Annotated in this window: 21 protein-coding genes; 13 read left to right on the top strand and 8 right to left on the bottom strand. The window is 77.0% G+C overall.

What is annotated here, in order from left to right:
- Window positions 1–70 precede the first annotated feature (70 nt).
- From K353_RS07310 to K353_RS07290, 5 genes are all read left to right on the top strand, one after another.
- Window positions 71–1,261, top strand: coding sequence for a DUF5685 family protein (locus K353_RS07310; RefSeq protein WP_111552802.1), 1,191 nt, complete (start codon window positions 71–73; stop codon window positions 1,259–1,261).
- A gap of 997 nt (window positions 1,262–2,258) precedes the next feature.
- On the top strand, window positions 2,259–3,044 hold the full coding sequence (locus K353_RS07305; protein WP_233533426.1) for a DUF4232 domain-containing protein: 786 nt from the start codon (window positions 2,259–2,261) through the stop codon (window positions 3,042–3,044).
- Window positions 3,045–3,806: 762 nt separating this feature from the next.
- The gene (locus K353_RS07300) at window positions 3,807–4,514 is read left to right on the top strand and encodes a response regulator transcription factor (RefSeq protein WP_111552738.1); all 708 of its coding nucleotides are present in this window, start codon (window positions 3,807–3,809) and stop codon (window positions 4,512–4,514) included.
- 428 nt (window positions 4,515–4,942) lie between these two features.
- A complete protein-coding gene (locus K353_RS07295) occupies window positions 4,943–5,362 on the top strand; it encodes a YciI family protein (protein ID WP_111552737.1) in 420 nt (139 codons plus the stop codon).
- Complete coding sequence (locus tag K353_RS07290; protein WP_111552736.1) at window positions 5,335–6,666, top strand: RNA polymerase sigma factor; 1,332 nt, start codon at window positions 5,335–5,337, stop codon at window positions 6,664–6,666. The genes K353_RS07295 and K353_RS07290 overlap by 28 nt, the downstream gene beginning before the upstream one ends.
- Before the next feature lie 33 nt (window positions 6,667–6,699).
- On the opposite strand, the gene K353_RS07285 is transcribed toward K353_RS07290, so the two are convergent.
- The 3 genes from K353_RS07285 to K353_RS07275 all read right to left on the bottom strand — a co-directional run bounded on the left by K353_RS07285 (window position 6,700) and on the right by K353_RS07275 (window position 10,296).
- Window positions 6,700–8,385: a GAF domain-containing sensor histidine kinase gene (locus tag K353_RS07285; RefSeq protein ID WP_199528020.1), complete on the bottom strand. Its 1,686-nt coding sequence runs from the start codon at window positions 8,383–8,385 to the stop codon at window positions 6,700–6,702.
- Between the two features lie 238 nt (window positions 8,386–8,623).
- A complete protein-coding gene (locus K353_RS07280) occupies window positions 8,624–9,418 on the bottom strand; it encodes a RimK family alpha-L-glutamate ligase (RefSeq protein WP_370447567.1) in 795 nt (264 codons plus the stop codon).
- Window positions 9,415–10,296 (bottom strand): RimK family alpha-L-glutamate ligase, encoded by an 882-nt coding sequence (locus K353_RS07275; RefSeq protein ID WP_100834979.1) that lies wholly within the window; start codon window positions 10,294–10,296, stop codon window positions 9,415–9,417. Before K353_RS07275 ends, K353_RS07280 begins: the two co-directional genes overlap by 4 nt.
- 240 nt (window positions 10,297–10,536) lie before the next feature.
- On the opposite strand from K353_RS07275, the gene K353_RS07270 reads away from it, so the two are divergent.
- The 3 genes from K353_RS07270 to K353_RS07260 all read left to right on the top strand — a co-directional run bounded on the left by K353_RS07270 (window position 10,537) and on the right by K353_RS07260 (window position 13,423).
- The gene (locus K353_RS07270) at window positions 10,537–11,211 is read left to right on the top strand and encodes an AAA family ATPase (RefSeq protein WP_111552734.1); all 675 of its coding nucleotides are present in this window, start codon (window positions 10,537–10,539) and stop codon (window positions 11,209–11,211) included.
- A gap of 768 nt (window positions 11,212–11,979) precedes the next feature.
- Window positions 11,980–12,924, top strand: a complete 945-nt coding sequence (locus tag K353_RS07265) for a hypothetical protein (protein WP_111552733.1) — start codon at window positions 11,980–11,982, stop codon at window positions 12,922–12,924.
- A gap of 163 nt (window positions 12,925–13,087) precedes the next feature.
- Complete coding sequence (locus K353_RS07260; RefSeq protein ID WP_158585369.1) at window positions 13,088–13,423, top strand: hypothetical protein; 336 nt, start codon at window positions 13,088–13,090, stop codon at window positions 13,421–13,423.
- Window positions 13,424–13,430: 7 nt separating this feature from the next.
- On the opposite strand, the gene K353_RS07255 is transcribed toward K353_RS07260, so the two are convergent.
- The 3 genes from K353_RS07255 to K353_RS07245 all read right to left on the bottom strand — a co-directional run bounded on the left by K353_RS07255 (window position 13,431) and on the right by K353_RS07245 (window position 17,336).
- Entirely contained in the window at window positions 13,431–14,078 is a 648-nt protein-coding gene (locus tag K353_RS07255; protein ID WP_100838309.1) for a response regulator transcription factor, read from the bottom strand.
- Window positions 14,079–14,117: 39 nt separating this feature from the next.
- A complete protein-coding gene (locus K353_RS07250; protein WP_111552731.1) occupies window positions 14,118–15,698 on the bottom strand; it encodes a sensor histidine kinase in 1,581 nt (526 codons plus the stop codon).
- Window positions 15,699–15,824: 126 nt separating this feature from the next.
- A complete protein-coding gene (locus K353_RS07245; protein ID WP_111552730.1) occupies window positions 15,825–17,336 on the bottom strand; it encodes a dienelactone hydrolase family protein in 1,512 nt (503 codons plus the stop codon).
- Between the two features lie 237 nt (window positions 17,337–17,573).
- Here K353_RS07245 and K353_RS07240 point away from each other — a divergent pair, with 237 nt between their 5' ends.
- Complete coding sequence (locus tag K353_RS07240) at window positions 17,574–19,001, top strand: histidine kinase (RefSeq protein WP_111552729.1); 1,428 nt, start codon at window positions 17,574–17,576, stop codon at window positions 18,999–19,001.
- Window positions 18,998–19,660 carry a response regulator transcription factor gene (locus K353_RS07235; RefSeq protein ID WP_111552728.1) on the top strand — a complete coding sequence of 221 codons (663 nt, stop codon included), beginning with the start codon at window positions 18,998–19,000 and terminating at the stop codon, window positions 19,658–19,660. Before K353_RS07240 ends, K353_RS07235 begins: the two co-directional genes overlap by 4 nt.
- Before the next feature lie 93 nt (window positions 19,661–19,753).
- Here the strand turns inward: K353_RS07235 and K353_RS07230 are convergent, their stop codons facing one another.
- Window positions 19,754–22,231 carry a SpoIIE family protein phosphatase gene (locus tag K353_RS07230; RefSeq protein WP_233533425.1) on the bottom strand — a complete coding sequence of 826 codons (2,478 nt, stop codon included), beginning with the start codon at window positions 22,229–22,231 and terminating at the stop codon, window positions 19,754–19,756.
- Window positions 22,232–22,349: 118 nt separating this feature from the next.
- Here K353_RS07230 and K353_RS07225 point away from each other — a divergent pair, with 118 nt between their 5' ends.
- Window positions 22,350–23,510 carry a polysaccharide deacetylase family protein gene (locus K353_RS07225; protein WP_111552727.1) on the top strand — a complete coding sequence of 387 codons (1,161 nt, stop codon included), beginning with the start codon at window positions 22,350–22,352 and terminating at the stop codon, window positions 23,508–23,510.
- 40 nt (window positions 23,511–23,550) lie between these two features.
- Here the strand turns inward: K353_RS07225 and K353_RS07220 are convergent, their stop codons facing one another.
- Window positions 23,551–24,663, bottom strand: a complete 1,113-nt coding sequence (locus K353_RS07220) for a mechanosensitive ion channel family protein (RefSeq protein ID WP_111552726.1) — start codon at window positions 24,661–24,663, stop codon at window positions 23,551–23,553.
- A gap of 122 nt (window positions 24,664–24,785) precedes the next feature.
- Between K353_RS07220 and K353_RS07215 the strand changes: the two genes are divergently transcribed.
- Both K353_RS07215 and K353_RS07210 read left to right on the top strand, forming a co-directional pair.
- Window positions 24,786–25,913 carry a YihY/virulence factor BrkB family protein gene (locus tag K353_RS07215; RefSeq protein ID WP_111552725.1) on the top strand — a complete coding sequence of 376 codons (1,128 nt, stop codon included), beginning with the start codon at window positions 24,786–24,788 and terminating at the stop codon, window positions 25,911–25,913.
- 104 nt (window positions 25,914–26,017) lie between these two features.
- Window positions 26,018–26,371, top strand: coding sequence for a hypothetical protein (locus K353_RS07210; RefSeq protein WP_100834991.1), 354 nt, complete (start codon window positions 26,018–26,020; stop codon window positions 26,369–26,371).
- The last annotated feature ends 65 nt before the right edge of the window (window positions 26,372–26,436 follow it).

Raw genomic sequence — 26,436 nt, 5'->3', positions numbered from 1 at the left:
GACACGGCTGACCAGCGCGGCTGACCGGTACGGCGGACCGGCGCGGGTGGGCGGGGAGAAGGGGCGGGACGTGTTCGGAATCATCAGGCCGTGCAGACACCGGTTGTCGGAGCGCCTGCACGCGTCGTGGACGGCGCACCTGTGCGGGCTGTGCCTGGCCCTGCGCGACGGCCACGGGCAGTTGGCGCGGACGGCGACGAACTACGACGGCCTGGTCGTCTCCGTCCTGGTCGAGGCGCAGTCGCCGCGGGCGGCGGACCGGCGCACGGCCGGGCCGTGTCCGCTGCGCGGCATGCGCACCGCGCCCGTGGCGACCGGCGAGGGGGCGCGGCTGGCGGCGGCCGTCTCGCTGGCGCTGGCCTCGGTGAAGGTCCGCGACCACGTCCTGGACGGCGACGGCGTCTTCGCCCGCCGGCCGGTGGCGGCCGGAGCCCGGCAGGTGGCACGGCGCTGGGACCGGCAGAGCGCGAGCGGCGGCGCCGCCGTCGGTTTCGACACCGGCGTCCTGCTCGCCGCCGCCGGGCGCCAGGGCGCGGCCGAGTCCGCGGTGACCGCCGGCGGGCCGCTGCTGCTCGCCACCGCGCCGACCGAGGAGGCCACGGCGGCGGCCTTCGCGCACACCGCGGTCCTGGCGGGCCGGCCGGGGAACGCCGCCGCGCTCGCCGAGGCGGGCCGGCTGTTCGGGCGGCTGGCGCACCTGCTGGACGCCGCCGAGGACCGCGCGGACGACGAGGCCCGCGGGCTGTGGAACCCGCTCACCGCCTCCGGCACCACCGGTGCCGAGGCCGAGCGGCTGTGCCGGGACGCCGTCCACGGCATCCGACTCGCCCTCCGGGAGGTCGAGTTCACCGACCGGGCGCTCGTCCACCGCCTGCTCGGCCACGAGACCGAGGAGGCCGTGGACCGCGTCTTCGGACGCCGCGCCCACCACCGGGCCTGCGCGAACGCCGCCGCGCGCACCTCCCCGCCCGACGCCGATCCCGGCGCCCCGTCGGCCCCGGAGCACACCCACGACGTCGGGAAGCCGAAGCAGCCCCGCTCGCTGATCCCGGGCTGCGCGGTCTGGCTGACGATGGCCTGCACCTGCCAGTTGCTCTGCTGCGACCACGACGACCCGTTCACCCGTGAGCGGCGCGAGGGGTTCTGCCAGCGACACGACTGCGACTGCGGCGACTGCTGCGACCCGTGCAACTGGGACTGCTGTGACTGCTGCGGGGGCGACGGGTGTTGCAGCGGGTGCGACTGCGGCTGCGACTGCTGAACGCGGGACGCCCGGCCGGCCGCCCACCTGCGGGAACAGCGCCCACGGAACGGCACGGCACGGCACGGAAGCAGGGCGGTGACGGGACAGCGGGACGTCGCACCGGCCGCGGAGCCGACCGCCGAGTGGGGCGGTCGGCCGACGCTCCAGGCGCTGGGCGAGTCGGCGGACCCGTTCGCGGTGGCGGCGGCCCCGGACACCTGGCGGCCCGAGGACCGGCACTTCGGCGTGCACCGCGACGGCTGGCCGGTGGGGCACGCGGGTTCGTGGTGGCGCCGGTCGAGGGCGGCGGGCGGCGCTTCGCGGTGGCCGGGATCGGCGGGGTGCTGGTCTCGCCGCACCGGCGCGGCCACGGTCCGGACCGTCGTCGCCGCTGCCGCGCTGGACGTGGCCCGGACCGACGGCCTGGAACTCGCGATGCCGTTCTGCCCGCCCGACCGGGCCCCGCTGGACGCCCGCCTCGGCTGGACCCCGCCGCCCGGCCCGGTGACGGCCGATCAGCCGGACGGCCCGGCGCCCGGCGCGCTCGGCGCTATGTGGACCGCGCTCGCCACCGGCGCGGCCTGGCCAACGGGCAGGGCGGTCCGGCGGGCGGGGCGGTCCGGCGAACGGGGCGGTCCGGCCGCACTCGCTGCCGTTCTGACGCCGGGTCGGCCCACCGCCCTTACGGGGGAGGCGAGTTGGTGCCACCTGGCGGGCTCGCCTGACGGGGTGTCGGCAGGCAACCGTTGCAGGGCTGTTGCACGAGGTGTGAGGCGGGCCACAGCCCGGGGGGGAAGGTTCGTGGTCGACTCGGCGGATGGCTTGGATGCGGACGGTTCGGGTGGGTGTGGGGGCCGCGGTCGCGGTCGTGGCGATCGGGGCGGCCGCCGGGTGCGGGTCGGCCACGGCGGGCGGGGGCACCGCGGCGGGGTCCGCGGCACCGTCCGCCACGGGCAGCGCGGGCCCCTGCGGGGCGGCCCCGGCGGCGCGGCCGGACGGCTGGACCCGGGACACGGTGCGTGTCCTCGCCGTCGGCGCGGACTGCCTGGAGTACGAGGTGACCAACCCGGGCACCGAGGCCGTCGACGTCGCGGTGTCGTTCGGCTGGTCGGGCACCGAGGCCCGGCTGTCGTCCAACGCGACGGGGACCCGGACGGCGGTGGCGCCGGGGGCGACCGTCCGGGGCACCTTCCCGCTGAACGGGCGTCCCGCCCCGCCGGACCTCCCGGTGGGCGCGGAACCGACCTTCTCGGGCGCCGCACGATCCACCCCCTCCCCCGGCCCGTCCGGCGCCGCGGCGCCCGTCCCGAAGGTGCGGATCACCCGGGTGCGCAGCGTGCCGACGGCGGAGGCCCCGTCGACCGGCGGCGCCTGCCCCGCCGCCGGAATCCGGGTCTACGCGGACCGGGGCGACGCGGCGATGGGGCTGCGGGTGGTGGGGCTGCACCTGGAGAACTGCGGGACGAAGGACGTCACGCTGAACGGCTACCCGCAGACCCAGCTGCTCGACGAGGCACACACCCCCCTGGACGGCGTCCAGGTGCTGAAGGGCGGCGCGGCGATCGCGACGAGCACCGGCGCGGACGCCCCGCCCCGGCGCTTCACCCTCGCACCGGGCGGGAAGGCGCACGCGACGCTGGTGTGGCGCAACACCGACGACGCCTCCTCGGCCCCGGTGAACGCACCGTACGTGCGGGTGCGGGCCACCCCGGACGCCGCGCCGGTGACGGTGACGCCGGAACTCGACCTGGGCACGACGGGGCGGATCGGCGTCGGCGCCTGGCAGCCGGACGAGTCCTGACGTCCCGCCACCACCCTGTCCGGGGGGAGACGGGTGGCGGGCTCGGCGGGTCGTAGCAGTGGGTGAGGAGGGGCGGGGCGGACGAAGGGGGAGGCGGCGGGCGCCGTGGACGTCGGGCCGGGGGTGGGGTGGCCCGGCCCGAGCGGGCGGTGCCCGAGCGGAGTGCGGTCGCGGGGCGCCGCCGGGCCGTCGAGGCGGGGCCGGTGGACGGTTCGCCCGGGCGCGGGGGTTCAGGCCGGTCCGTCCGGTCCGGGACCATCGGCCCGGTGCGCGGGACCTCCTGCCCCTGGCCGCGCGCCGGACCGTTTCGGCAGACTGCCATGGTCGCGCCGCCGGGGAGGGGAATCCTCGCGCGCCCCGTCCGCACCGCCCGTCCGTGCGCCCGCTGACCCGCCGCCGGTTCGACCGCCGTCAGCAGCCGCACCACCGGCGGGGCGGGGGCGCGCGGCGCGACCCGCTCCGCCGCGGGGTGGGCCGGGCCGGGCGGCGGGCGGCCGCCCTGGCGGGCCGGGCGGTGGAACGTGGCGGGTGACCCGGGCGGCGGATGACGCGGGCGGCGGGTGAGGCGGCACGGGCACGGTGAGGTGAAGGGTGTGGGCGCGGCGGGCGGTTCGAGCACGTCCGGGCGGAAACCGTCAAGGGCCGGTCGGGTCCTGGTCCGGGCGGCGGTCGGGGGCGGGTGGCCCTGTCGGCGGGCGGGACGGGTTTGGCAGACTGCGGGGTGTACGCGGGGGGCAGGGGTCTGCGAGGAGGAGTGCTGCCATGTCCGAGGGTTCGGCACCGATCAGGGTGTTCCTGCTGGACGACCACGAGGTGGTCCGCCGCGGGGTGCACGACCTGCTGGACTCGGAGCCGGACCTCCAGGTCGTCGGCGAGGCCGGGACGGTCGAGCAGGCGCTGGCCCGGGTGCCGGCGCTGCGCCCGGACGTCGCGGTGCTCGACATGCGGCTGCCGGACGGCGACGGGGTGACGGTCTGCCGGGAGTTGCGTTCACGGATGCCGCAACTCGCCTGCCTGATGCTCACCTCGTTCGACGACGAGGAGGCGCTGCTCGACTCGATCATGGCGGGCGCGGCGGGCTACGTGCTCAAGCAGATCAGCGGCACCGACCTGGTCACCGCGATCCGCACGGTCGCCTCGGGCCGGTCGATGCTGGACTCGGGCGCGGCGACCCGGCTGATGGCCCGGCTGCGCGGTGACACCCCGGCGCCCGCACCGGAGTTCCCGCACCTGACCGACCGGGAGCGGGAGATCCTGGCGCTGATCGGCGAGGGACTGACCAACCGCCAGATCGGCGAGCGGGTGTTCCTCGCCGAGAAGACCGTGAAGAACCACATCTCCCGGCTGCTGGCCAAACTCGGCGTGGAGCGCCGCGTCCAGGCCGCGGTGATCGCCACCCAGACCCTGGCCGCGCAGCCGGGCGGCAGCGGTAGCGGCGGCGGTAGCGGCAGCGGCGAGCGGGGTTTCTGAGCCCCGGCACCCCGGGGGGGTGACCGTGACCGACGTCGTCTTCTCCATCGATCCGGTCCCCCGGCTGGAGTTGGTGGTCGGCAGCGGCTGGTCCGCCCGCCACGGGGACCCGGGCACGTGCGGCGAGGGCGAGGGCGACGGGCTCGGCTCCTACCAGGGCGCGAAGGGGAAGGGGTACGTCCCGGACCGGATCGCGGTGGGCTTCGGAGGCCCGGGTCACCTTGATCGGCCTGGACCTCCTCGGCGGCCGTCCGAGCACCCCGCGCACCATCGCGCGCTGACCCGGGCGGCGGCTGCCGGAGGCCGTCGGACGGGCGGTGCGGGGAGGAGGGCGAACTTTTTCGGTTCCGGTGTCGATCCGCGCCCGTACCGTTCGACCTTGGAGTGGAGAGGGTCGGAACACGGCCCCGAGGACGAGGAGAGCGGCGATGGCGAAGTACATGCTGATCATGCGGGCGACGGACGAGACGCTCGCGAAGATGATGGAGACGCCCTTCGAGGAGATGCTCGAAACGGTGGGGCGGTTCAACGAGGAGCTGATCCGGGCGGGCGTGCTGGTCGCCGCGGAGGGCCTGGACGACGCGTCGCAGGGCGCGGTGGTCGACTTCGGCGGTGAGGTGCCGGTGGTCACGGACGGGCCGTACGGGGAGACGAAGGAGCTGTTCGGCGGGTTCTACCTGCTCGACGTCGCGTCGAAGGAGGAGGCCGTGGAGTGGGCGAAGCGGCTGCCGGCGATGCCGGGGGCGAAGTGCGAGGTGCGGCGGGTGCCGGGCATCGAGGAGTTCCCGCAGGACAACGAGTGGATCGTCAAGGAGCGGGCGTGGCGCGAGCGGACCGGTCAGCTCTGATGCCGGTCACCGACGACGGCCCACCGGTCACCGAGGCGGCGCGGCGGGCCGTCGCGGCGGTCTGGCGGATCGAGTCAGCCCGGGTGGTCGGCGCGCTGGCCCGCTGGACCGGGGACTTCGCGCTGGCCGAGGACGTCGCGCAGGAGGCGCTGGCGGAGGCGCTGGTCCGCTGGTCGCGCGACGGCGCGCCCGCCGAGCCGGTGGGCTGGCTGCTGACCACCGCCCGGCGGCGGGCGGTGGACGCCTTCCGCCGCCGCTCAGCGCTGGACAGCCGGTACGCCCTGCTGGCGGGCCCGCTCGCCGAGGGCGAGGCGCACGCGGGCGCGGCGCCCGGCGGCGCGCGGCCGGACGACCTGCCGTGGGACCCGGACCGGATCGACGACGACGTGCTGGCGCTGGTGTTCACCGCCTGCCACCCGGTGCTCTCGCCCGAGGCCCGGGTGGCGCTGACGCTGCGCGTGGTGAGCGGCCTGTCCAGCGAGGAGATCGCCCGGGCGTTCCTGGTGCCGGTGCCCACCGTGCAGGCCCGGATCACCCGGGCGAAGAAGACGATCGCGGCGGCCCGCGTCCCGTTCGAGCTGCCGCCCGCCGAGGAGCGGCGGGCCCGGCTGGGCGCGGTGCTGAGCGTGCTGTACGTGGTGTTCACGGAGGGGTCGACCGCGACGGCGGGCCCGGACCTGCTCCGCCCGGACCTCGCGTACGAGGCGCTCCGGCTGGCCCGGACGCTGGCCGCCCTGCTGCCGGACGAGGGCGAACCGTACGGTCTGCTGGCGCTGTTCGAGCTGACGGCGGCGCGCTTCCCGGCCCGCACCGGGCCGGACGGGGAGGCGGTGCTGCTGGAGGACCAGGACCGCGGGCGCTGGGACCGCTCCGCGATCCGGCGCGGGCTGGCGGCGCTCGGCCGGGCCGCGTCGACCGGGCGCGGCCCGGGGCCGTACGGGTTGCAGGCGTCGATCGCCGCCTGCCACGCGGTGGCGCCCTCGGTGGCGGAGACCGACTGGGAGCAGGTCGTGCTGCTCTACGAGGCGCTCGGCCGGATCGCGCCGTCGCCGGTGGTCGAGCTGAACCGGGCGGTCGCGGTCGCGATGGCGAGCGGCCCGGCCGAGGCGCTGGCCCTCGTCGACGACCTGCTCGCCGCCGGCCGGCTGCCCGGCTCCCACCTGCTGCCGGGCGTGCGCGGCGAACTGCTGTCCCGGCTGGGCCGCACCGCCGAGGCCCGCGCCGAACTCGAACTCGCCGCCCGGCGCTGCGGCAACGCCCGCGAACGGGCCGTCCTGCTGCGCAAGGCGGCGGCGCTGGGCTGACGGCGGGTCCGGCGGACGGATACTGACGGATCGTCAGTGTCCGAGCGGGACGGTCCAGTTGAGGACGGTGCCGCCGGCGGGCGGGGCGGTGACGGCGAGGGAGCCGCCGAGGGTGCGGGCGCGCTCCGCCAGGTTGCGCAGGCCGCTGCGGCGGCCCTGGGCGGGGATGCCTACGCCGTCGTCCTGGACGGTCAGCGCGACCTGGCCGCCGGCCGCCTGGAGGGTGACCTCGACCCGGCCGGCCCGGGCGTGCCGGGCGGCGTTGCTGAGCGCCTCGCCGAGGACGGCGACCAGGTGGTCGGCGACGGCGGGCGGCACATCGGTGTCGAGCAGGCCCTCCATGCTCAGCCGGGGCGCGAAGCCGAGGGCGGCCTGCGCCTCCTCGACCACGTGCACGGCCCGGGCCCGCAGGCCCTGCCCGGCGCCGGCCTCGCGCACCCGCAGCCCGAAGATCGTCGAACGGATGATCTTGATGGTCTCGTCCAGGTCGCCGACCGCCCGCAGGACCCGGTCGGCCGCGCCGGGGTGGTCGATGAAGCGGGACGCGCTCTGGAGCGTCATGCCGGTGGCGAACAGCCGCTGGATGGCCAGGTCGTGCAGGTCGCGGGCGATCCGGTCGCGGTCCTCCAGGACGGCCAACTGCTCGGCGTCGCGCCGCCGTTCGGCCAGTTCCAGGGCGAGCGCGGCCTGGTCGGCGAAGCCCAGCAGCGGGTCGGTCTCGCGCTCGGTGAACTCCGGCTCGCCGCTGCCGCGCACCAGCAGCAGCACCCCCTCGGTGTGGCCCTCGGCCCGCCCCAGCGGCACCGCGACGGCCGGGCCCGTGCCCTCGAAGCGCGGCACGCAGCCGGGGTAGCGCGGGTCCTGCGCCAGGTCGGGCGAGGCGACCGGGAAGCCGGTCGCGCAGGCCGCGCCGGAGATCGTGCCGTCCAGCGCCACCGCCACCCCGACCCGGCCGTTGACGTCCCCGCCGAGGGCCAGTTCGACCCGCAGGCCGCTGCCGTCGGGCAGCGCGGTCAGCACCTCGGCCAGCTTCGCGCCGGAGATGTCACAGGCCCGCTGGGCGATCAGCTCCACCACCTGGGCACGCGAACTCCCGGACAGCAGACGGCGGTTGATCTCGGCGGTGGCGGTCAGCCAGCGCTGTCTGCGCTGCGCCTCCTCGTACAGGCGGGCGTTGTCGATGGCCACGCCCGCGGCGACCGCGAGGGTGGCGATCACCGACTCGTCGTCGTCGTCGAACCCGGCCGCGCCGCGCTTGTCGGTCAGGTAGATGTTGCCGAACACCTCGTCGCGCACCCGCACCGGCAGGCCCAGGAAGGTCCGCATCTCGGGGTGGTGGGCGGGGCAGCCGGTGGACGCCGGGTGCTCCGTGAGGTTCTCCAGGCGCAGCGGCTGCGGGTGCCGGATCAGCTCGCCGAGCAGGCCCTTGCCGGTCGGGTAGGGGCCGATCCGGGAGATCTCCTCCTCGTCCAGGCCGACGGTCAGGAACTGCGAGAGGGTGTCGCCGTCGGGGCCGATGATGCCGAGCGCCGCGTACTTGGCGTCGGCGAGGACGGCCGCCGCCTCCACGATCCGGCGCAGCACCTGGGTGAGTTCCAGCTCCCGGCCGACCGACAGGACGGCCTCCAGCAGGCTGTGCACCCGGTCACGGGTGCCCCGGGCCACGTCGATCCGGGCCTGCAGCTCGTCCAGCAGCTCGTCCAGCCTCAGCTGCGGCATCCGCGACCGCGGTCCCTCCTCGCGCACCGCGTTCCTCCCTCGTCCGTGGCTCCGCCGCGCACCGATTCTCGCAGACGCCCGGGGGCGGGTGGACCGACGGGGTGCGGATGCGGTAGGCGCTCCGCGCGCCGGGAACCGGCAGGTCACGGCGGGAACGGGCGTACCGGGCACCGGTTTCGGCGGGACGGGCGGCGGTCCCGGCGGAACGGGCGGCTCAGCGTCCGGGGGTGGGGGCGGCTCAGCGTCCGGCGGTGCGCAGCACGAGCGCGGCGAGCGCCTCGGGGGCGCCGGCCTGGTGGCGGACGCCGGGGAAGGCGTTGACGTCGACGGCGACCGGGCCGTCCGGGCCCGGCAGCAGGTCGACGCCATACACCTGGAGCCCGAACGCCTCCCCGGCGGCCAGGGCGATGGCCCGTTCGCCCGGGTCGGGCGTCCAGGGGCGGCGCTCCGGCCCGCCGGGCTCCAGCTCGGAGCGGCGCAGCTCGGCGAAGACCTGCCCGCCGACCACCCACAGCTTGCGGTCCCAGCCGTCGCCGGACACCGGCCGCTGGAGCAGCACCGGCTCCCCCGGCCACCGCTCGGCGAGCGCGCGCCACTGCGCGGGGGTGTCGGCCCGGGCCACCAGGTCCTCCTTGCGGCTGTGCCGGCTCTTCACCACCACCGGCCCGGGCCAGGCGAGTTCGGCGAGGACGCCGCCGCCGAGGGTGGCGGCGAACGGCAGTCCGGCGGCCCGGGCGGTGCGCTCCATCCAGGCGCGGTCCTGGCAACGGGCGGTGACGGCGGCCGAGTTGAGCACGGGCGTGCCCGCCCGCTCGTACCGCTCGGCCCGCCGCAGCGCGTGCGGGTCGCGCGCCTTGAGCAGCACCACGTCCACCGGTTCGTCCTGGCCGACCTCCAAGTGCCCTTCTCGCTCCAGCAGTTGAAGGGCCCCGGCGAGCAGCGGGTGGTCCGGTTCGCGGGCGACCAGGGCGATCCGCAGCGGTCGGGGCGCCGGGGTCGGCAGGGTCGGTCGGGGCGGCCCGGGCGGCGTCACCGGGCGGCCCGGGCCTCGGGGACCCCGGCGTCGGTGAGCAGCGGGCCCGCGCCGGGGGTGGGCCAGGAGGAGCCGGTGCGGGCCAGCCGGACCACGGCGTCGGCCACCCGCTCGACGGCGTCCGGGACTTGGCGGAAGCTCGGGAAGTCGTTGATGTCGACGACCACCGGGCCGTCCGGGCCGATCAGCACGTCCAGCCCATACAGGTCGAGGCCGAACACCTCGCCGACCTGCGCGGCGAGCGCGGCGACCTCGCGCGGCAACGGGACGGGCCGCTCCACGGCGGGGCGGTTCGGGTGCAGCGGCGAGGTGCGCCGGGTGGCGAACAGTTCGCCGCCCGCGCAGTACACCTTCAGGTCGCAGCCGTCGTTGCGGACGTAGGGCTGGGCGATCAGCAGTCCGCCGTCCGCGGGCGCGGCCAACTCGGCCAGCTGCTCGGGCCGTTCGACCAGGTGGACGGCGCGCCCCGAGGACCCGTCGGCGGGCTTGACGACCAGCGGGTAGCGGCGGGCGTCGATCGCGGCGAACGCGGCCGGGTCGGCGGCGGCCCAGGTCCGCGGCATCGGCAGGCCGTGCAGCGCGGCGACCACGGCGGCCTGCGCCTTGTCGCGGACCGGACGGATCGCCCGGGCGTCGTTGACGGTGGTCAGACCGGCCGCGGCGGCGGACTCCAGCAGCCCCAGGCCCGGACCGCCGGAGACGGTCTTGAGCACCCACGCGTCGTGCTCGCCCGCGCGCACCAGTTCGGCGAGGTCGAGCAGGTCGGCGCCCGGGCGCAGCACGTCCACCCGGTGGCCGGTGGCCCGCAGGTGCTCGACCACGGCCAGCGGCATCCCGTCGTTGCGGTAGTGCTCCTCGACCAGGAAGCAGAACCTCATGCGCCCCACCCCATTCCCACCCATTCCCACTGTTCCCACTGTTCCCCTCCGCCCCCGTCGGACTCCCCCGGGGCGAATCGCGTCCGCCCACCCTGCCACGGATCGTCCGCCGCATTTCACCCAGGGTGTCCGGGAACGGATACAGCCGCGTCACAGCCACCTCGACGAGGGCTGGAACCGACTTCCCTGGGCATGACGTTCACATGACGCACCCTTGGCAGACCCTTTGAGGAGGACCACGTGTCCCCGCAGCTGCGCCCGCACGCCCGGCACGACCTGACCGGCCGTCCCGCCCCGGCCCGACTGGCCTACCCGGCGGACGACGTCCTGGTGGTCTCCGGGCTGCCCGGCAGCGGCAAGAGCACCCTGATGCGGCGCTGCGCCCGCGCCCGGGTGATCGACTCCCAGCACACCCGGGCCCGGTTCGCCCGCGCCCTGCCCGGCGTCCCGTACGCGCTCTACCGGCCGCTGGTCCGGCTCGCCCACTACCTGCGGCTGCGCGCGGCGATACGGGCCGGCGGCCCGCTGGTCGTCCACGACTGCGGCACCCTGCCCTGGGTGCGCCGCGCCCTGGCCCGCACCACCGCTCGGCAGGGCCGCCGCCTGCACCTGCTGCTGCTCGACGCCAGCCCCGCGCAGGCCGCCGACGGACAGCGCCGCCGCGGCCGCCGGGTCTCCCGCTACGCCTTCGCCCGCCACCGCCGCGCCGCCGCCGCACTGCGCACCCTGGTCACCGCCGACGGCCCGCTGCCCCCCGGCGTGGCCTCCGCCGTCCTGCTGCCCCGCGCGTCCGCCGCCCACCTCACCACGATCGAGTTCACCCCGGCCCCGGCTCCGGCCCCGGCCCCGCAACACCCCCTCCCGGCACCCCGCACCGCCCCGGCCGCGCCCGTGGCCGTCCCGGCCAACGGCTGAGGACACCTGACGGCCCGCCAGGCACCCCCGGCGCCCGGCCCGGCCCGCCGACAGATCGAGGCCACCGACCGGTCATCCCTCGCCGCCGGACAGACCACCGACCACCCCGGCGGGCCACGCCCGACCACTGGCTGAGGCCACCAATCGACCCGGCTCCGCCACCTGACGGCCCGCCGGACACCCACGGCCCAGCCCGGCCCGGCCCGGCCCGGCCCGCCGACGGAGAGAGGCCACCGGCCGACCCGCACGCGCGACCTGACAGACCACCGACCGTTCCCCACCACCACCGCCCCGACCACCGGCTGGGACCACCAGCAGACCTGCCCGCGCCGCCGGACGGACCGCCGAGCGCTCACGGCCGGGCCCGGCCCGCCGACAGGCGAGGCCCCCGGCCGGCCGGACCTGCGCGACCTGACAGGCCGTCGCCCGCCCCCGGCCAGCCACGTCCCGACCACCGGTGAGCCCGGTTCCGCCACCCGACGGCTCGCACCGGTCGGATCGTTCACCCGCCCGCACCACCCGCCGGCCCGCCGGGCACCCGCAGCCTGCCCCGCCCCGGCCTAATCGCTTCCCGCTCCCGCCCCGCCACCGGCTGAGACCACCGGCCGATCGGCCCGCGCCGCCTGGCGGACCACCGACCGGCCACGCCCCAGTCCGTCGCGGCCCGGCCGCGCCTCTCGCGTCGCGGGTTGCGGCGAACGGCTGAGCCGCTCCGCGCGTCGCCCGTCGGCGCCGTGGCCTGCGGTCGGCCGTGGCTAGTCTCCGGCCATGGTCACCCCCGAACGCACCCCGGAGCGCGCCGCCGCGCCCGCGCCCGGGTCCGCGCCCAGTGCGCCGGCGGCTTCGCAGCCGCAGGCCCCGCGGCCTCCGCAGGCCCCCCGGTCCCCGTCGCACGGCCCGCTGGCCCGGCGGGTCGCCGATCGGCTGTCCGTGCAGTTCCGCGTCCCGGTCGAGCCGCAGTGCGAGCCGGTCGGGCAGCGCTGGACGCTGCGCTGGTACGACGGGCCGACGGTGGACGCCGTCCGGTGCGCGCTGGAGCGGCTGTTCCCGGACGGGGCGGCCGGCGCCTTCGCGGTGCGCCGGGACCTGACCACCCGGGCGCTGGCGCTGGCCGCGATCCGGGAGACCCGGGCCGGGGCGATGCACCGCTCGGTGGGCAGTTGGGGCCAGCGCTACCACCTGGAGCAGTTGCTGGCCGGGCAGGAGCACCCCGACCGGCCGACCGACCCGCGCGAAGCGGCCATGCTGGAGCGGCTGTTGGCGGCGGCGACCATCGAGTCGGCGCGCGGCCCGGCAGCCCCTGACCTGTCCCGGGCGTTCGACCTGGTGGCCCGGGACGGGGTGGCCTGGCTGCTGCCGGAGCACCGGCTCGCCGGGCCCGCCGACCGGGACGCGCTCGCCCTCGCCCCGCTGGAGTACCTGACCTCCCGCTACGCCACCGGCGTGCACCGCACCGCGTGGGAGACCGCGCTGGCCGTCCTGCCGCTGCGCACCGCCGTCGCCGCCGCCCACCGGGACCCGCACCCCGACCCGGACGCCGCCCGCGCGGCCCTCGCCCTGCTGCCCGCGCTGCGCGCCCAGGTGTCGGCGGAACTCGACCTGATCGGCGAACGCCTCGCCGCCTCGGCCACCGGAACGGACGCCGACCCGGGCGCGGAATCGGACCCCGCAGTCACCGGAGCCGTCACCGGAGCCGTCACCGCCACCACCTGAGCCCCGCCCGGCAGCGTATCGATCCACATTCTGCCTGTTCACGGCCGTTTCCGGTAGGACCGAGCGCACGTCCGTCCTCCCTTGTCCGACCCGCCCCGCGGGCCGCAGACTCGTCCGCATTCCCCCCTTGGACGAGATCGATGGGAGCCGTGTGTCCTCACACGTGGATCAGGAACTGGCGTTGCGGGCGCGGGTGCTGCTGGCGGGCAGCGAGCCGCCCACCCCGTGGCAGGCGTACCGGGCGCACCGCCTGCTGGCCGGGGAGAACCCGGTGGTGCACCTGCCGAGGCTGGCGCTGGCGGCGATCGAACTGACCGTCCACCAGCCGGTGTTGCTCCGGCCGGACCTGCAACGGGCGCTGCTGGCGGAGGCGTTGGCCGTCGCGGCGGCCATCGCGCCGGACGACCCGTACCGGCCCGAGGCGCTGCGGCAGATCCGGAAGGCGTACGTCGAGCGGGCCGGGCAGCTCGGCTTCCCGCTGCCGGAGGAGTGGAGCTGACGGTACGTCAGAGTTCCGCGTCGCGGGCCAGCAGGGCGGCCTGGACCCGGTTCTCGCAGTCGAGTTTGGCCAGGATGCGGCTGACGTAGGTCTTCACCGTCGCCTCGCTCATGTGCAGGCGGGCGCCGGTGTCGGCGTTCGACAGCCCCTCGCCGAGCAGTTCGACCACGGCGCGTTCGCGGGCGGTGAGCACGGCCAGTCGGCGTCTGGCCTGTTCGCCGCGCGCGGCCGCCGGGCCGTCGGCGAGGCTGTCCACGATGTGCCGGGTGGCGGCCGGGGAGAGGAAGGCGTGGCCGGTGGCGGCGGCCCGGACGGCCTGGATCAGCTCGCCCGGCGCGGTGTCCTTGAGCAGGAAGCCGGCGCCGCCGGAGGTGATCGCCCGCAGGACGTTCTCCCGCTCGCCGAAGGTGGTGAGCACGATGGCCCGGGTGCCGGGCGCGGCGCGGGGCAGTTCGGCGAGCGCGCTCAGCCCGTCCAGGACCGGCATCCGGATGTCCAGCAGCAGGACGTCCGCGGCGAGTTCGCGGGCCAGCCGCAGCGCCTGCGCCCCGTCGGGGGCCTCGCCGACCACCTCGACGTCCGGGGCGGAGGTGAGGATCATCCGGATGCCGGCCCGGATCAGCGGCTCGTCGTCGGCCACCAGGACACGGATCACCGCCCGTCCTCCCCTCCTGTGCCTGCGCCCGTTCTCGGCTCACACCTTGCCATGGAAGTGCTGCTTCTCCACCAGCAGGCCGTCCTCGAAGCAGAACCGGACCACGTCCTGGTCGCCGTCCAGGCCGCTCTCCCGGTCCCCGGCGAACCAGCGGCAGTGCGCGCCCGCCGGCACCGGCGGGCCGATCTTCCGGAAGTCGTGGGTGAGGAACTCGCTGCCGACCGGCAGCCGTTCGTTGACGGACCGCTCGCTCTGGCCGACCTCGATGCTGTCGTACAGCCGGGCCGGGACGGTGGCGTCCCGCAGCGAGCTGACGAACACGACCGCGCCGAGCACGGCGACCGCGGCCACCACCCCGAGCACCGCGAGCGCGCCGAGCGCGCAGCCCACCGCGGGGCTCCGGCGGCGCTTCTCCGGTTCGGCCGACTCGACGGCCAGGAGCGCGAGTTCCTCGTCCTCGGGGAGGGCGGCGCGGGCCCCCTCGGCGGTGTAGGGCAGCATCCCGGCCAGCCGGAAGCCGCCGTCCGGCAGCGGCCCGCTGTGCACCATCCCGCCCAGCAGCCGGGCCCGTTCGCGCAGCCCGGTCAGGCCCTGCCCGCCGGAGACCGCCGCGGCGCCGTCCCCGCCGGGTCCGTTAACCACCTCCACCACCAGGGCGTCCGGCTCGTAGCGGACGGTCAGCTCGATCGCCGCGCCCGGGGCGTGCTTGTGCGCGTTGGTCAGTCCCTCCTGGGCGATCCGGTACGCGGCGTGGCCGGTGGGCGCGGGCAGCGGGCGGGGCGGGCCCAGGCGGCGCAGCTCGATCCGGGCGCCGGCCGCGCCGGAGGTCTCGACCAGGCGGTCGACGGCGTCGACGCCGCCGGGGGCGGTCGCGGTGTCCTCGCGCAACAGGCCGACCACCTCGCGCAGTTCGCGCATCGCGCCGGTGGCGGCCTGCCGCAGCACAACGACGGCCTCGCGCTGCTGCGCGCCGAGGGTGCGGTCGACCTCCAGGGCGCCGGCGTGCACGGCGATCAGGGCGAGCTGGTGGCCGAGGCTGTCGTGCATGTCCTGGGCGATCCGGTGGCGTTCGCGCAGCCGGGCCTGCCGGGCGATCATCACGCGTTCGCGCAGCAGTTGCGCGTTGTGCTCGCGCAGGCTGGCGAGCAGGGCGACGCGCTGGGCCCGGTAGCGGCCGATGACGGCGGGCAGCACGCCGATCAGCAGGTACCCGGCGACGCACAGGCCGAGCAGGACGGGCAGCGGGAAGTGGTCGCGCCGGTTCTGCAGGACGCCGACGCCGACGGTGCCCAGGAAGCCCAGCGCCAGCACCGCCGGGGCCCGCCACGGGCGGCCGATCCGGCGGCCGGCCGAGTACCCGGCGGCGACCAGCAGCGGCAGGAAACCGGTCGGCCCGCCGACCCCGGCCGCCGACGCCACCAGCACCGTCCCGGGCAGCCCGCGCCGCAGCGCGAACAGCACCGCGCACGCCCCCACCACCGGCCCGGACGGCCACCCGCCGCTGTCGCCCGCCTGCAACAGCGCCGCGAGCCCGCACACCAGCAGCCCGCCCAGCACCTCCCGGCCCGCCGGCGCCCACCCCCAGGGCCCGGGGAACGCCCGTCCGATCCACGTCCGCATCCTCACCCGCCCGACCCTAGCCACCCCGTCCCGGCCCCCGATGCCGCCGAAAGTCGCCCGCCCGCTCCGACCATCGTCGCTCCGGGCCCCCGCCGGACGGTCTCGGGAGTGGGGGCCGGGGGCCGGTCAGCCGTCCATGCCCGGGGGGTGGACGGTGAGGCGGCCGTAGGGCGAGAGGGCGGCGGGGAGGTCGCCGGGGGCGTGTCGGAGGGTGGCGTCCAGGAAGGCGAGGGTGGTCGCGGCGACGAGGCGGGGGGCGGCGGTGCGGCCCAGGGTGCCGACGATCGAGGGGACCGGCGGCAGGTAGAGGGGCGCGTCGGTGAAGGTGAGGTGGGCGGCGTCGGGGACGGTGAGGCGGTAGCTCGGCGCGGTGTCGGCGGCGAGGGCCTCGGTGAGGCGGGGCAGGTAGCGCGGGTCGGTGCCCGGGGTGAGGTCCTGGGTGAGGGCCAGCACCGGCTGGTGCAGGGCGGGGGTCGCGGGGCCGTGCGGGAAGCCGTCCAGGTCGATGACGGCGTCGATCCGGGGGTCCCGGCGGGCCGCCTGGAGGGCGGCGGCGCCGCCCATGGAGTGGCCGGTCGCGGCGACCCGGCCGGTGTCCGGGCGGCCGGCCAGCGGGTCGGCGCCGCCGGCCCGGTCCAGCTCCTCCAGCCGGGTGAGGACGAAGCCGAGGTCGGCGGCCCGGACGGCCGTCCAGTCGGCCGCGAGCCGCTCGTCGGTGTCCCGGTCGCCGCTGGAGGCGGTCGCGGCGCGCACCGTCCGGCCGTCGTCGAGGACCACCGCCGCGGAGTCGTACGGGTGGTCGACGGCGGCCACCAGGTAGCCGTGGCCGGCCAGTTCCTCGGCCCAGGCGGTGTTCTGGGTGCGCGCCCCGCCCGAGCCCGGGGAGAACAGCACCACCGGGAACCGTTCGTCCCCGCCGGCCACCGGGGCGTCCGCGACGGCCCGGGTCCGGGCGTGCGCGGCGCCGTCGAACAGGAAGCCGGGCAGGCCGACGCCGGCGGCGAGCGCGTCGGCCACGGTGCGCGCCTCCTGCGGCGTGCGCCCGAGGTACGGGGCGCGCGGCGTGCCCGCCGGGCTGGACCGCGCGGGGTACCAGAGCTGGACGACGACCGTGCGCCGGTCGTCCGGGTCGGCGGTGAAGGTCTCCGGGCGGTCCGGGTCGGTCCACTGCACCACCCGGGTGCCGACCGCGAAGGGGCCCGACGGCTCGGGGAACACCGGCACCGGGAACGCCCAGGCGGCCACCGGCCCCGCCGCGATCAGCCCGAGGCAGGCCGCCGCCCCCGGCAGCGCCAGCCACCACGGGACCCGCCGGGCCGGCCGGGCGGGGCGACCGCGCAGCCGCCGCAGCGGCGGGGCCAGGACGGGCGACAGCGCGAACGGCAGCGCGACGGCGCCGCCCGCCAGCACCGGCAGCAGCTGCCAGCGGACGCCCAGCCCGCCCAGCACGGCGGCGGACAGCGCGAACACCGCCCCCGCCGCGACGGCGGCCCGCGGGCGGACGGCCGGGGGAAGCCAGCGGGCCGCCACCAGCGCGACGGCGCCCAGGACGGCCAGGAACTCCGGAAGGGACAGCGAAAGCCCCGTGATGGTCTCGGTCACGTCGCCATCCTCGGCGCGGGCCGCCCCCCGCCACATCGCCCCCGGGTCGCCCCCGCGCTACCCCCGAGGTCGCAGCCGAACACCCCTGGCGGGCGGCCGTCCTGCGACCCCGGGAGGTACCGGAACTCCTCCTGCGGTCGTACCCCGGCCCGCCGCCCTCCGACGCCGGGCGCATGTGCGCCGCCGCCCCCGCGGCCTACCGTGGCAGCACCGCGCGACGCGACGCGGCGCACGAACGCAGCACCGAACGACCGAACGACAGGAACACGTGTGATGACCGAGGCCGCCGCAGGGCCTGGCACGGCCCGCCCCGGCCCCCGCCGGGAGACCGCACGGCGGGCGGGGACGGCCCTGCGCCGCCGGATCGAGCAGCTCCGACTCCCCTCCCCCGCAAGGGAATCCCTGTCGACGGCGCTGCTCCTCTCCCTGCTGCTGCTCCACGTCGCCGCCACCCACGCGCCGCGCGATCTCCCGGTGGCCGCCGCCCTCACCACCGCGCTCGTGCTGCCGCTGCGGTGGCGGCGCCGGGCCCCGCGCGCGGTGTTCGCCGCGGTGGCCGCCGCGGCCGGCGTCCAGTGGCTGGCCGGCATCCAACTTCCGGCGGACGCCGCCCTGTTGGTGGCCCTGTACGCGGTGGCCGCGCACGCCGGACGGCCCGACCGGGCGCGACCCGACACGGCGGGGCTCGATACGGCGCGACCCGACACGACGGGGCCCGATACGGCGGGGCCCGATACGGCGGGGCTCGACACGGCGGTACGGCCCGGCGCAGTGGTACGGCGCGACACGGCGGCGCGGCGCGACACGGCGGCGCGGCGCGACACGCTGCTCGCCTGCGCCGTCCTGACCGGCGGCGCCCTGCTGGCCTGCCTGCGCTGGACGACCGGAGGGGCGTTCCAGGCCCCCTTCCTCGCCCTGACCGCGACGGTGGTCGCCGCCGCCACCCTGGGCACCAACGCGCGGACCGGCCGCGCCTACCTCGCGGTCCTGGCGGAACGGGCCGCGCGCCTGGAGCGGCAGCAGGACCAGCAGGCCCGGCTGGCCGTCGCCGAGGAGCGGACCCGGATCGCCCGGGAGGTGCACGACATCGTCACCCACAACCTGTCCGTCATGGTCGCGCTCGCCGACGCCGCCGTCCACGCCCGGCACCACTCGCCCGACAAGGCCACCGCCGCGATGCTCCGGGCCGCCGAGACCGGCCGGCAGGCCCTGACCGACATGCGGCGCTCGCTCGGCCTGCTGCGCACCGACGAACCGGACGCGCAGCGCCACCCGCTGCCCGGCGTCGCCGAACTGGCGGACCTGGCCGACCGGATGCGCGCCGCCGGGCTGCCGACCCGCGTCGACGTCCGGGGCGAGCCCGCCCGGCTGCCCGCCACCGTCCAACTGACCGTCCACCGCCTGGTGCAGGAAGCCCTGACCAACACCTTCAAGCACGCCCCCGCCGGCACCCGCGCCGAGGTCCGGATCCGCTGCACGGCCACCGCCGTCACCGTGGACGTCACCGACGACAACCCGGGCCCGCCCCCGTCCCCTGGACACGGCGCCCCCGGCCACGAGACCCCCGGCCACGGCATCGCGGGCATGCGCGAACGCGCGGCCGCCCACGGCGGGACGCTGCGGGCCGGACCGCTCCCGGGCGGCGGCTGGGCGGTCCGCGCCCGCCTCCGGCTCGACGGCGTCCCGGCGGCGTCCGCATGACGATCCGGGTCCTGATCGCCGACGACGAAGCCCTGCTCCGGCTGGCCTTCGGCACCATCCTGGACGCCCAGCCCGATCTGACCCCGGTCGGCGAGGCGGCGGACGGCGCCGAGGCCGTGCGCCTCGCCCGGGAACTGCGCCCCGACGTCGTCCTGATGGACGTCCGGATGCCCGGCACCGACGGGATCGAGGCGACCCGGCAGATCACCCGGCTCCGTCCGCGCAGCAAGGTGCTGATCCTCACCACCTTCGACCTGGACGCGTACGCCTTCGCCGGGCTCGGTGCCGGCGCCTCGGGCTTCCTGCTCAAGAACACCAGGCCCGAGGAGCTGCTCACCGCGATCCGCGACGTGGCCGCGGGCGACGCCGTCCTCTCCCCCCGGATCACCCGCCGCCTGCTGGAGGACTTCCGCCCGTACCTCCCCGACGGCGCGGGCACCGACCGCGACGAACGGCTCGCCCGCCTCAGCGCCCGCGAACGCGAGGTGCTCGTCCAGGTCGGCCGCGGCCTGTCCAACGCCGAGATCGCCGCCACCCTGCACCTCGCGGAAGCCACCGTGAAGTCCCACCTGGGCCGCGTCCTGCACAGACTCGGCCTCCGCGACCGCGTCCAGGCCGTGGTCTTCGCCTACGACTGCCACCTCGTCCGCCCGACCTGACCGGCCACGGCCCCCGCCCACGAGACGTCCGGCCCACCAGGGCGTCCCCGCCGGAACGCTCCCGCCCGGGCGTCCCCCGCCGGAACGCCCCCGTCAGGGCGTCCCCGTCAGCCGCGCGATCAGCACCGCGGTGTCGTCCGCCCGGTGGCCGTCGTGGCGGGCCTGGCCGAGGAGGAGGTCGGCGAGTGGTTCGAGGGCGGAGGTGGGGGCGTGGGCGAGGGTGGTGCGGAGGCGGTCGATGCCCTCGGCAAGGGGGGCGGCGGCGGATTCGACCAGGCCGTCGGTGTAGAGGACGAGGGTGGCCCCCGGCGGCAGCCGGATCTCGGTGGCGGGGAAGTCGAGGCCATCGTCGATGCCCAGCAGCGGCCCGCCGTCCAGGTCGAGGACGGTGGTGCGGCCGTCGGGTGCGCGCAGCAGCGGCGGGGGGTGGCCGGCCCGGACGACGTGCAGGGTGCGGGTGGCGGGGTCCAGGCGCAGCAGGCAGCAGGAGGCGAGCAGCCCGGCGTCGAGGTCGACGAGCAGGTGGTTGGTGCGGCGGGCGACCGTCTCGACGGGGTCGTCCCCGCTGGCGAACGCCCGTACCGCGCTGCGGAGTTGGCCCATGAGCGCGGCGGCCTTGACGCTGTGTCCCTCGACGTCGCCGATGATCAGGACGACGCCGCCGTCGGGGGTGGGCAGGACGTCGTACCAGTCGCCGCCGATCTCCATGCCGCGGGTTCCGGGCAGGTAGCGGGCGGTGATGTCGAGGCCGGGGACGGCGGGCAGCCGGTGCGGCAGCAGGGCCTGTTGGAGGCCGCGGGCGACGGCGGACTCGGCGTCGTAGAGGCGGGCGCGTTCGAGGGCCTGGGCGATCAGGCCGCCGAGGGCGGTGAGGACGGAGCGGTCCTCGGAGGTGAACACCCGGGGGCGGTCGAAGCCGAGGATGAGGCTGCCGACGGGGTGGCCGGAGGCGATCAGCGGGAGGAAGGCCCAGGCGGCCATCTCGTCGCGCGGGATGCCGGGGTAGGCGGCGGAGAGTTCGTTCCCGGACTCGAAGAAGATCGGCGCGCCGGTGGTGAACACCTCGGTGCCGGGCAGCCGGGCCCGGATCGGGGTGCCCTCGAACGGGTCGAGGAAGCCGGCGGGGTAGCCGGTCTCGGCGACCAGGTGCATCCGTCCGCCGCGGGCCAGGTAGAGGGCGAGTTCCTGGCCGCCGAAACCGGGCAGGATCTGCTCGGCGACGGCGTCGGCGACCTCGCGGACGGTGACCGCCTCGGTGAGCGCGGAGGCGAGTTGCAGCAAGTGGTAGACGCCGCCGAGGGAGGCCGGGACGGCGGGCGGGGCCTCGGGGAGCGGGGTGTCCTCGGTGGGGGCGGCGGACACGATCCGGCCGGTGAGGCCGTGCGCGTCGGGGTAGAGCGAGAAGGCCAGCCAGTGGCCGGGCGGGCGGCGGGCGAGGAACGCGGTGGGCTGCTGGGCGAGCATCGCGGAGCGGTAGCGGTCCTCGTAGGCGGGGTCGGCGAGCCAGGCCAGCGCGTCCCAGGGGCGCCGGCCGAGCAGTTCGGCGCGGGGGGCGTGCAGCAGCAGTTCGGCGCTGTGGTTGACGTAGCCGACCCGGCCGTCCGGGTCGAGGGCGAAGACGCCGTCGCGCAGGCGTTCCACGGCGGCGGCGGTGGCCGCGGCGGCGCTCGCGTCGACCACGGCGACGACCAGCCGGGCGGAGCCGGTGACGGGGTGCCCGGACAGGTCGAGCTGCCGGGTGCCGCCGCCGGGGTCGCGCAGCCGGACCCGGTGGGTGAACGGCCGGCCCTGCCGGGCGGCCAGCCGGGCGGCTTCGCGCAGCGGGGCAACGTCCTCGGGGACGATCCGGTCCAGCAGGGCGGCGGCGCGGCCGTCGTACGGGCCGGTGCCGAGGATCTCGTGCAGCCGTTCGTCGGCGGTGAGCCGGCGCTCCGCCAGGTCCCAGTCGAGGAAGCCGAGCCGGATGCCGTCGCCGGGCGCCGGCAGCGGCACCACGACGGGCGGGCGCTCCCCGCGGACCCGGTCGCCGTACGGCAGCAGGCCGGTGGCCAGGCGGTTTCCGGCGGTGCGCAGCTGGCGGCGGGTGGCGGCGGGCGGGCGGGCCCCGCCGGCGGGCCAGAAGACGGCGATCACGCCGAAGGTCCGGTCGCCGACGGTGACGGGCGTGGTGGCGGAGGCGTGCGCGTACGGGAGCCCGACGGCGAGGCGGGGGTAGCGGCGCATGGTGTCGTCGGCGTCGGCGAGCACGATGGTGCGGCCGGCCCGGTAGGAGTCGGCGACCGGCAGGGGCGCGGCGACGGCGATCCGCCGGAACGGTTCGATCAGGCTGAGCGGGATGCCGGCGACGGCGGCGACGGCCAGCGAGCGGCGGTCGGCGGAGTGCAGGTAGAGCACGCCCCCGTACGCGGCGGTGGCCCGGACGGCGCGCAGCAGGCCGTCGGCGAGCAGCGCCTCCGCGGCCGCGCCCCAGCGCGGGCGGGCGGCGCCGGGCGGGGGGCCGGTGCGCGTCGCCGGTTCGGGGTCGGTCCGTGGGGGCGGGCCGGACGGGTCCGCCGGGACACCCGGGCGCATGTCTCACTCTGTACGCCGCCGCCGGGGTCGAGTCAAACGGGGGACGGTGGCGCTCCGTCCGGGTGACGCTCCACGGCGTGTCGGTACGACAGGTACGACAAGGGGATCATCTGCCGGTATGGCGACCCCCTCCACCGTGCCGTCCGGCACCCCCAGCGCTCCCCGCACCCCCGGCACTCCCGGTGCCCGCGGCATCCGCGCCCGCGCCCGCCGCTCCGGGCCGGGACGCCGCCACCGCCGGGGCCTGGCCGCCCTCACCGCGCTCGCCACCCTCACCGTCGGCTGCTCCGCCCTGCACGCCCAGGACCCCGCCCGCACCTCCGCCCCGGCCGCGCCGCCCGCCACCGGCGCGCCCGCCGTACAGGCCGTCCCGGCGGCCCAGGCCCAAGCCCAGGCGGGCCAAGCGGCGCAGGCCCAGGCAGCGCAAGCCGCCCAAGCCGCCCAAGCCGCGCAGGCCGTTCTCGCCGCCCGGGCCGCGCTCGCCGCGATGCCCGCCGCCCGCCCGCAGGCCGCCGCCGGGCAGGAGCTGAACGCCCGGGTGTCCGCCGCCGAGCAGCAGGCGGGCGTGCAGCAGGCCCTCGCCGCCGCCCGCCGCTGGGGCCTGGCCGCGCTCCCGCTGCGCGCCCCCGCCCCGCCCGCCGTCAAGCCCGAGCTGGCCGACGGACCCGGCGTCAAGCGCGCCCCGGGCCTGCCGCCGGTGGTCTACCGCGTCCCGACCACCGACAGGGTGGTGTTCCTGACCGTCGACGACGGCGCCGAGAAGGACCCGCAGTTCGCCGCGATGGCCGCCGAGCTGGGCGTTCCGATGTCCGCGTTCCTCTCCGACTACCTGGCCCGCTCCGACTACGGCTACTTCCGCGCCCTCCAGGCCCACGGCGTCACGCTCGACAACCACACCCTCACCCACCCCGACCTGCGCCGCCTGGACGCCGACGCCCTCCGGCGCGAGATCTGCGACCAGCAGGACCACCTCCAGCAGGTGTCCGGCACCCGCCCCCGCCTGTTCCGACCCCCCTACGGCGAGTACACCGAGGCCGCCCTGCGCACCGCCGCCTCCTGCGGCGTCACCGCCTTCCCGCTGTGGAACGAGGAAGCCTTCCCCGACCACCTGGAGTGGCGCTACGCCGACCAGGAGTTCCACCCCGGCGACATCGTCCTCACCCACTTCCGCGCCCCCTCCACCGACTGGAAGGGCACCATGCCCGACATGCTGCGCCGAGTCGTCGACGCCGCCACCGCCCAGGGCTTCGCCATCGCCCGCCTGGAGGACTACCTCTGAGCCCCGGCGCCCGCCCCGTCACCGGTGGTGCGCCGTCACGTCAGGCCCGCGTCCTCGCCGCCGCCGTTTCCGCGTCCGCCACGTGTGCCGTGTCCGTCGTGTGTGCCGTGTCCGTCGGGGTGGCCGGGTCCGTCCGGTCGTCGGGGGCGGGGGCGACCGCGACGCGGGGGAGGGCGTGCGGGTGGTGTTCGCGGAGGAAGCCGATCAGGTGTTCGCGCAGTTCGCAGCGGAGCTCGAAGGCGTCGCCCGCGTTGGCGGCGGTGGCCAGGGCGCGCACCACCAGGGTGGTGGGGGTGGTGTCGACGACCTGGAGGGCGCTGCCCTCGCCGTCCCAGTGCGGGTTCTTGGCCAGGTAGGTCTCGAACTCGGCGCGCAGCAGGTCGACGGGGGTGCTGTGGTCGAGGTGCAGCAGCGCGGTGCCGGTGATCCGGTCGGAGCGGCGCGACCAGTTCTCGAACGGGCGGCCGGCGAAGTACGACATCGGCATCACGATCCGCCGCTGGTCCCAGGTGGCGATCACCACCGCGGTCAGGGTGATCTCCTCGACGGTGCCCCACTCGCCGCCGACCACCACCACGTCGCCGATCCGGGCCAGGTCGCCGAAGGCCATCTGGATGCCCGCGAACAGGTTGGACAGCGCGCTCTGCGCGGCGATGCCCGCGACCACGCCGACCAGTCCGGCCGAGGCCAGCAGGCTGGTGCCGACCACCCGGACCGCCGGGAAGGTCATCAGCATCCCGGCCAGCGCCAGCAGCGCGATCGCCGCCTGGAGGATCCGGCTGAGCAGCCCCACCTGGGTGCGGGCCCGCCCGGCCCAGGCGGCGTCCCGGCGCCGCACCGCGAGCCGCACCGCCCCGTCCAGCACCAGTGCGGCGGCCCGCGCGGCCAGCCAGGCGCACGAGCCGATGGTGGCCAGCACCAGCAGGTGCCCGATCCCGCCGGGTGCCCGCACCCACGGCATCGCGGCCAGCAGCAGGCCGCAGCCGGTCACGGCGAGGATCGGGCGTCGGCAGCCGCGCAGCACCCGGGGCACGTTCCCCGCCCGTACCGAGAGCCGACGCGTCGTCACCTCCACGATCCGGTCGACCCCGTACAGCACCAGGGCCACCGCCGCACCGACCACCACCAGCCGCACCGCGCTCCACCACCACACCTGCCCTGCCTCCTCACCACTCGGCTCCGGGTCCTCCGCCCGCCTTTCCGTCCCCCGTGCGTTCACACCCCCGGGCGGGGCATACGCGCGAGTGCCGTCCGTCACTGTGAGGAGCCCGCGCCGTGAACCCCTTCGAACGCGCCCTGCGCGCCGTCGACCGCACCCAGCAGCGCCGCCGACCACTGGCCGTCGTGGTCGGGGTGGTCAAGAAGTACGGCGACGACCGGGGCGGGCTGCTGGCCGCGCTGATCACCTACTACGGCTTCGTCTCACTGATCCCGCTGCTGCTCCTGCTCTCCACCGTGCTCGGCTTCGTCCTGCACGGGCACCCGGACGCGCAGCAGGCCGTGGTCGACTCGGCGCTCGCCGACTTCCCGATCATCGGCGACCAACTGCGGGAGAACGTGCACTCGGTGCAGGGCAGCGGGCTGGCGCTGGTGATCGGTGCGGCGGGCCTGCTCTACGGTGCGCTCGGCATCGCGCAGGTGCTGCAGCACGCGATGGCCGAGGTGTGGAACGTCCCCAACTTCCAGCGTCCCGGTTACTGGTCCCGGCTCTGGCGCAGCCTGGCGCTGTTCGCCACGCTCGGCACCGGCCTGCTGCTGAGCACGGCCGCGGCGGCCCTGGTCGGCGCCGCGCTGGGCGGCCCGGCCGCCCGGATCGGCGGGCTGCTGCTCGCGGCGGTCCTCAACACGCTGCTGTTCCTGGCCTGCCTGTGGATCCTCACCCCGAAGGAGGTCCCGGTCCGCTCGCTGTGGCCGGGCAGCTTCCTCGCCGGCCCGCTCTTCACCCTGCTCCAGGCGTTCGGCGCCGCCCTGGTGACCCACCAACTGCGGCACGCCACCGCCGTCTACGGCTTCTTCGCCACCGTGATCGGCCTGCTCTCCTGGCTGTACCTGGCCGCCCAGGTCACCGTGTACGCCGCCGAGGCCAACACCGTCCTGGCCCGCCGACTGTGGCCCCGCTCCCTGCTCCAGCCGCCGATGACCGGCCCGGACGAGCAGGTGCTGGGGGACATCGCCCGCCAGGAGGAGCGCCGCCCCGAGCAGCGCGTCGACGTCGACTTCACGGACGAACCCCGGGAGGACGAACGCCGGGAGGACGGACCCCGGGAGGACGAACGCCGGGAGGACGCGCCCGCGAAGGACGCCCGGTCGAAGGACGCGCAGGCGAAGGACGTCCGGCCGAAGGGCGAGTCCGCGAAGGACGCCCCGCCGGAGGGTCGTCGGGGCGGTTCGACCGCCGCCTGAGCACCGGCCGTCCGGCTGTCCATGATGCGGATGACCCGGTGGACGCGGGCCCCGGCGTGGTCGACTGGGCGTCACACCCGCTGCCCGGCCCAAGGAGCCCCGCCATGCTGTCCGCGCTGCCCTCGCTCGACGGGCTGGAGTTCGCCCCGGTGTCCCGTCCCGAGCAGGGCGAGGTCGACCCCGGCACCCGGTTCGCGTACCACGAGGACGAGGGCCTGGTGTGGGCCGACTACCAGGGCGGCGAGGTGGTGCACGGGCACCTGGTCGGCACCCGCACCGGGGACACCGTCGACTTCCGGTACGTACAGCTCAACCGGGCCGGGGAGACCAACTCCGGCCACTGCACCAGCGTCCTGACCCGGCTCGCCGACGGCCGGCTGCGGCTGGACGAGACCTGGCGGTGGGAGTCCCGCCCCGGCTCGGGCACCAGCGCGGTCGAGGAGGTCCTCCCCTACTGACGGGCCCCGCTCCCCCGGCCGTCCATGGCCGTCCCTCGCTGTCGGTGGCCACCGGTAGCGTCCGG

Source organism: Kitasatospora sp. SolWspMP-SS2h (assembly GCF_003259315.1).
Taxonomy (GTDB): domain Bacteria; phylum Actinomycetota; class Actinomycetes; order Streptomycetales; family Streptomycetaceae; genus Kitasatospora; species Kitasatospora fiedleri.
This window is presented reverse-complemented; position numbering and strand designations above follow the sequence as displayed.

Bases quoted from the DNA above. Each gene is read 5' to 3' on its own strand.
- K353_RS07235 (WP_111552728.1), top strand. From the start codon at position 18,998: ATGACGATCCGGGTCCTGATCGCCGACGACGAAGCCCTGCTCCGGCTG.
- K353_RS07225 (WP_111552727.1), top strand. From the start codon at position 22,350: ATGGCGACCCCCTCCACCGTGCCGTCCGGCACCCCCAGCGCTCCCCGC.
- K353_RS07245 (WP_111552730.1), bottom strand. From the start codon at position 17,336: ATGTGGCGGGGGGCGGCCCGCGCCGAGGATGGCGACGTGACCGAGACC.
- K353_RS07295 (WP_111552737.1), top strand. From the start codon at position 4,943: ATGGCGAAGTACATGCTGATCATGCGGGCGACGGACGAGACGCTCGCG.
- K353_RS07275 (WP_100834979.1), bottom strand. From the start codon at position 10,296: ATGAGGTTCTGCTTCCTGGTCGAGGAGCACTACCGCAACGACGGGATG.
- K353_RS07250 (WP_111552731.1), bottom strand. From the start codon at position 15,698: ATGCGGACGTGGATCGGACGGGCGTTCCCCGGGCCCTGGGGGTGGGCG.
- K353_RS07285 (WP_199528020.1), bottom strand. From the start codon at position 8,385: ATGCCGCAGCTGAGGCTGGACGAGCTGCTGGACGAGCTGCAGGCCCGG.
- K353_RS07300 (WP_111552738.1), top strand. From the start codon at position 3,807: ATGTCCGAGGGTTCGGCACCGATCAGGGTGTTCCTGCTGGACGACCAC.
- K353_RS07265 (WP_111552733.1), top strand. From the start codon at position 11,980: ATGGTCACCCCCGAACGCACCCCGGAGCGCGCCGCCGCGCCCGCGCCC.
- K353_RS07240 (WP_111552729.1), top strand. From the start codon at position 17,574: ATGACCGAGGCCGCCGCAGGGCCTGGCACGGCCCGCCCCGGCCCCCGC.
- K353_RS07230 (WP_233533425.1), bottom strand. From the start codon at position 22,231: ATGCGCCCGGGTGTCCCGGCGGACCCGTCCGGCCCGCCCCCACGGACC.
- K353_RS07210 (WP_100834991.1), top strand. From the start codon at position 26,018: ATGCTGTCCGCGCTGCCCTCGCTCGACGGGCTGGAGTTCGCCCCGGTG.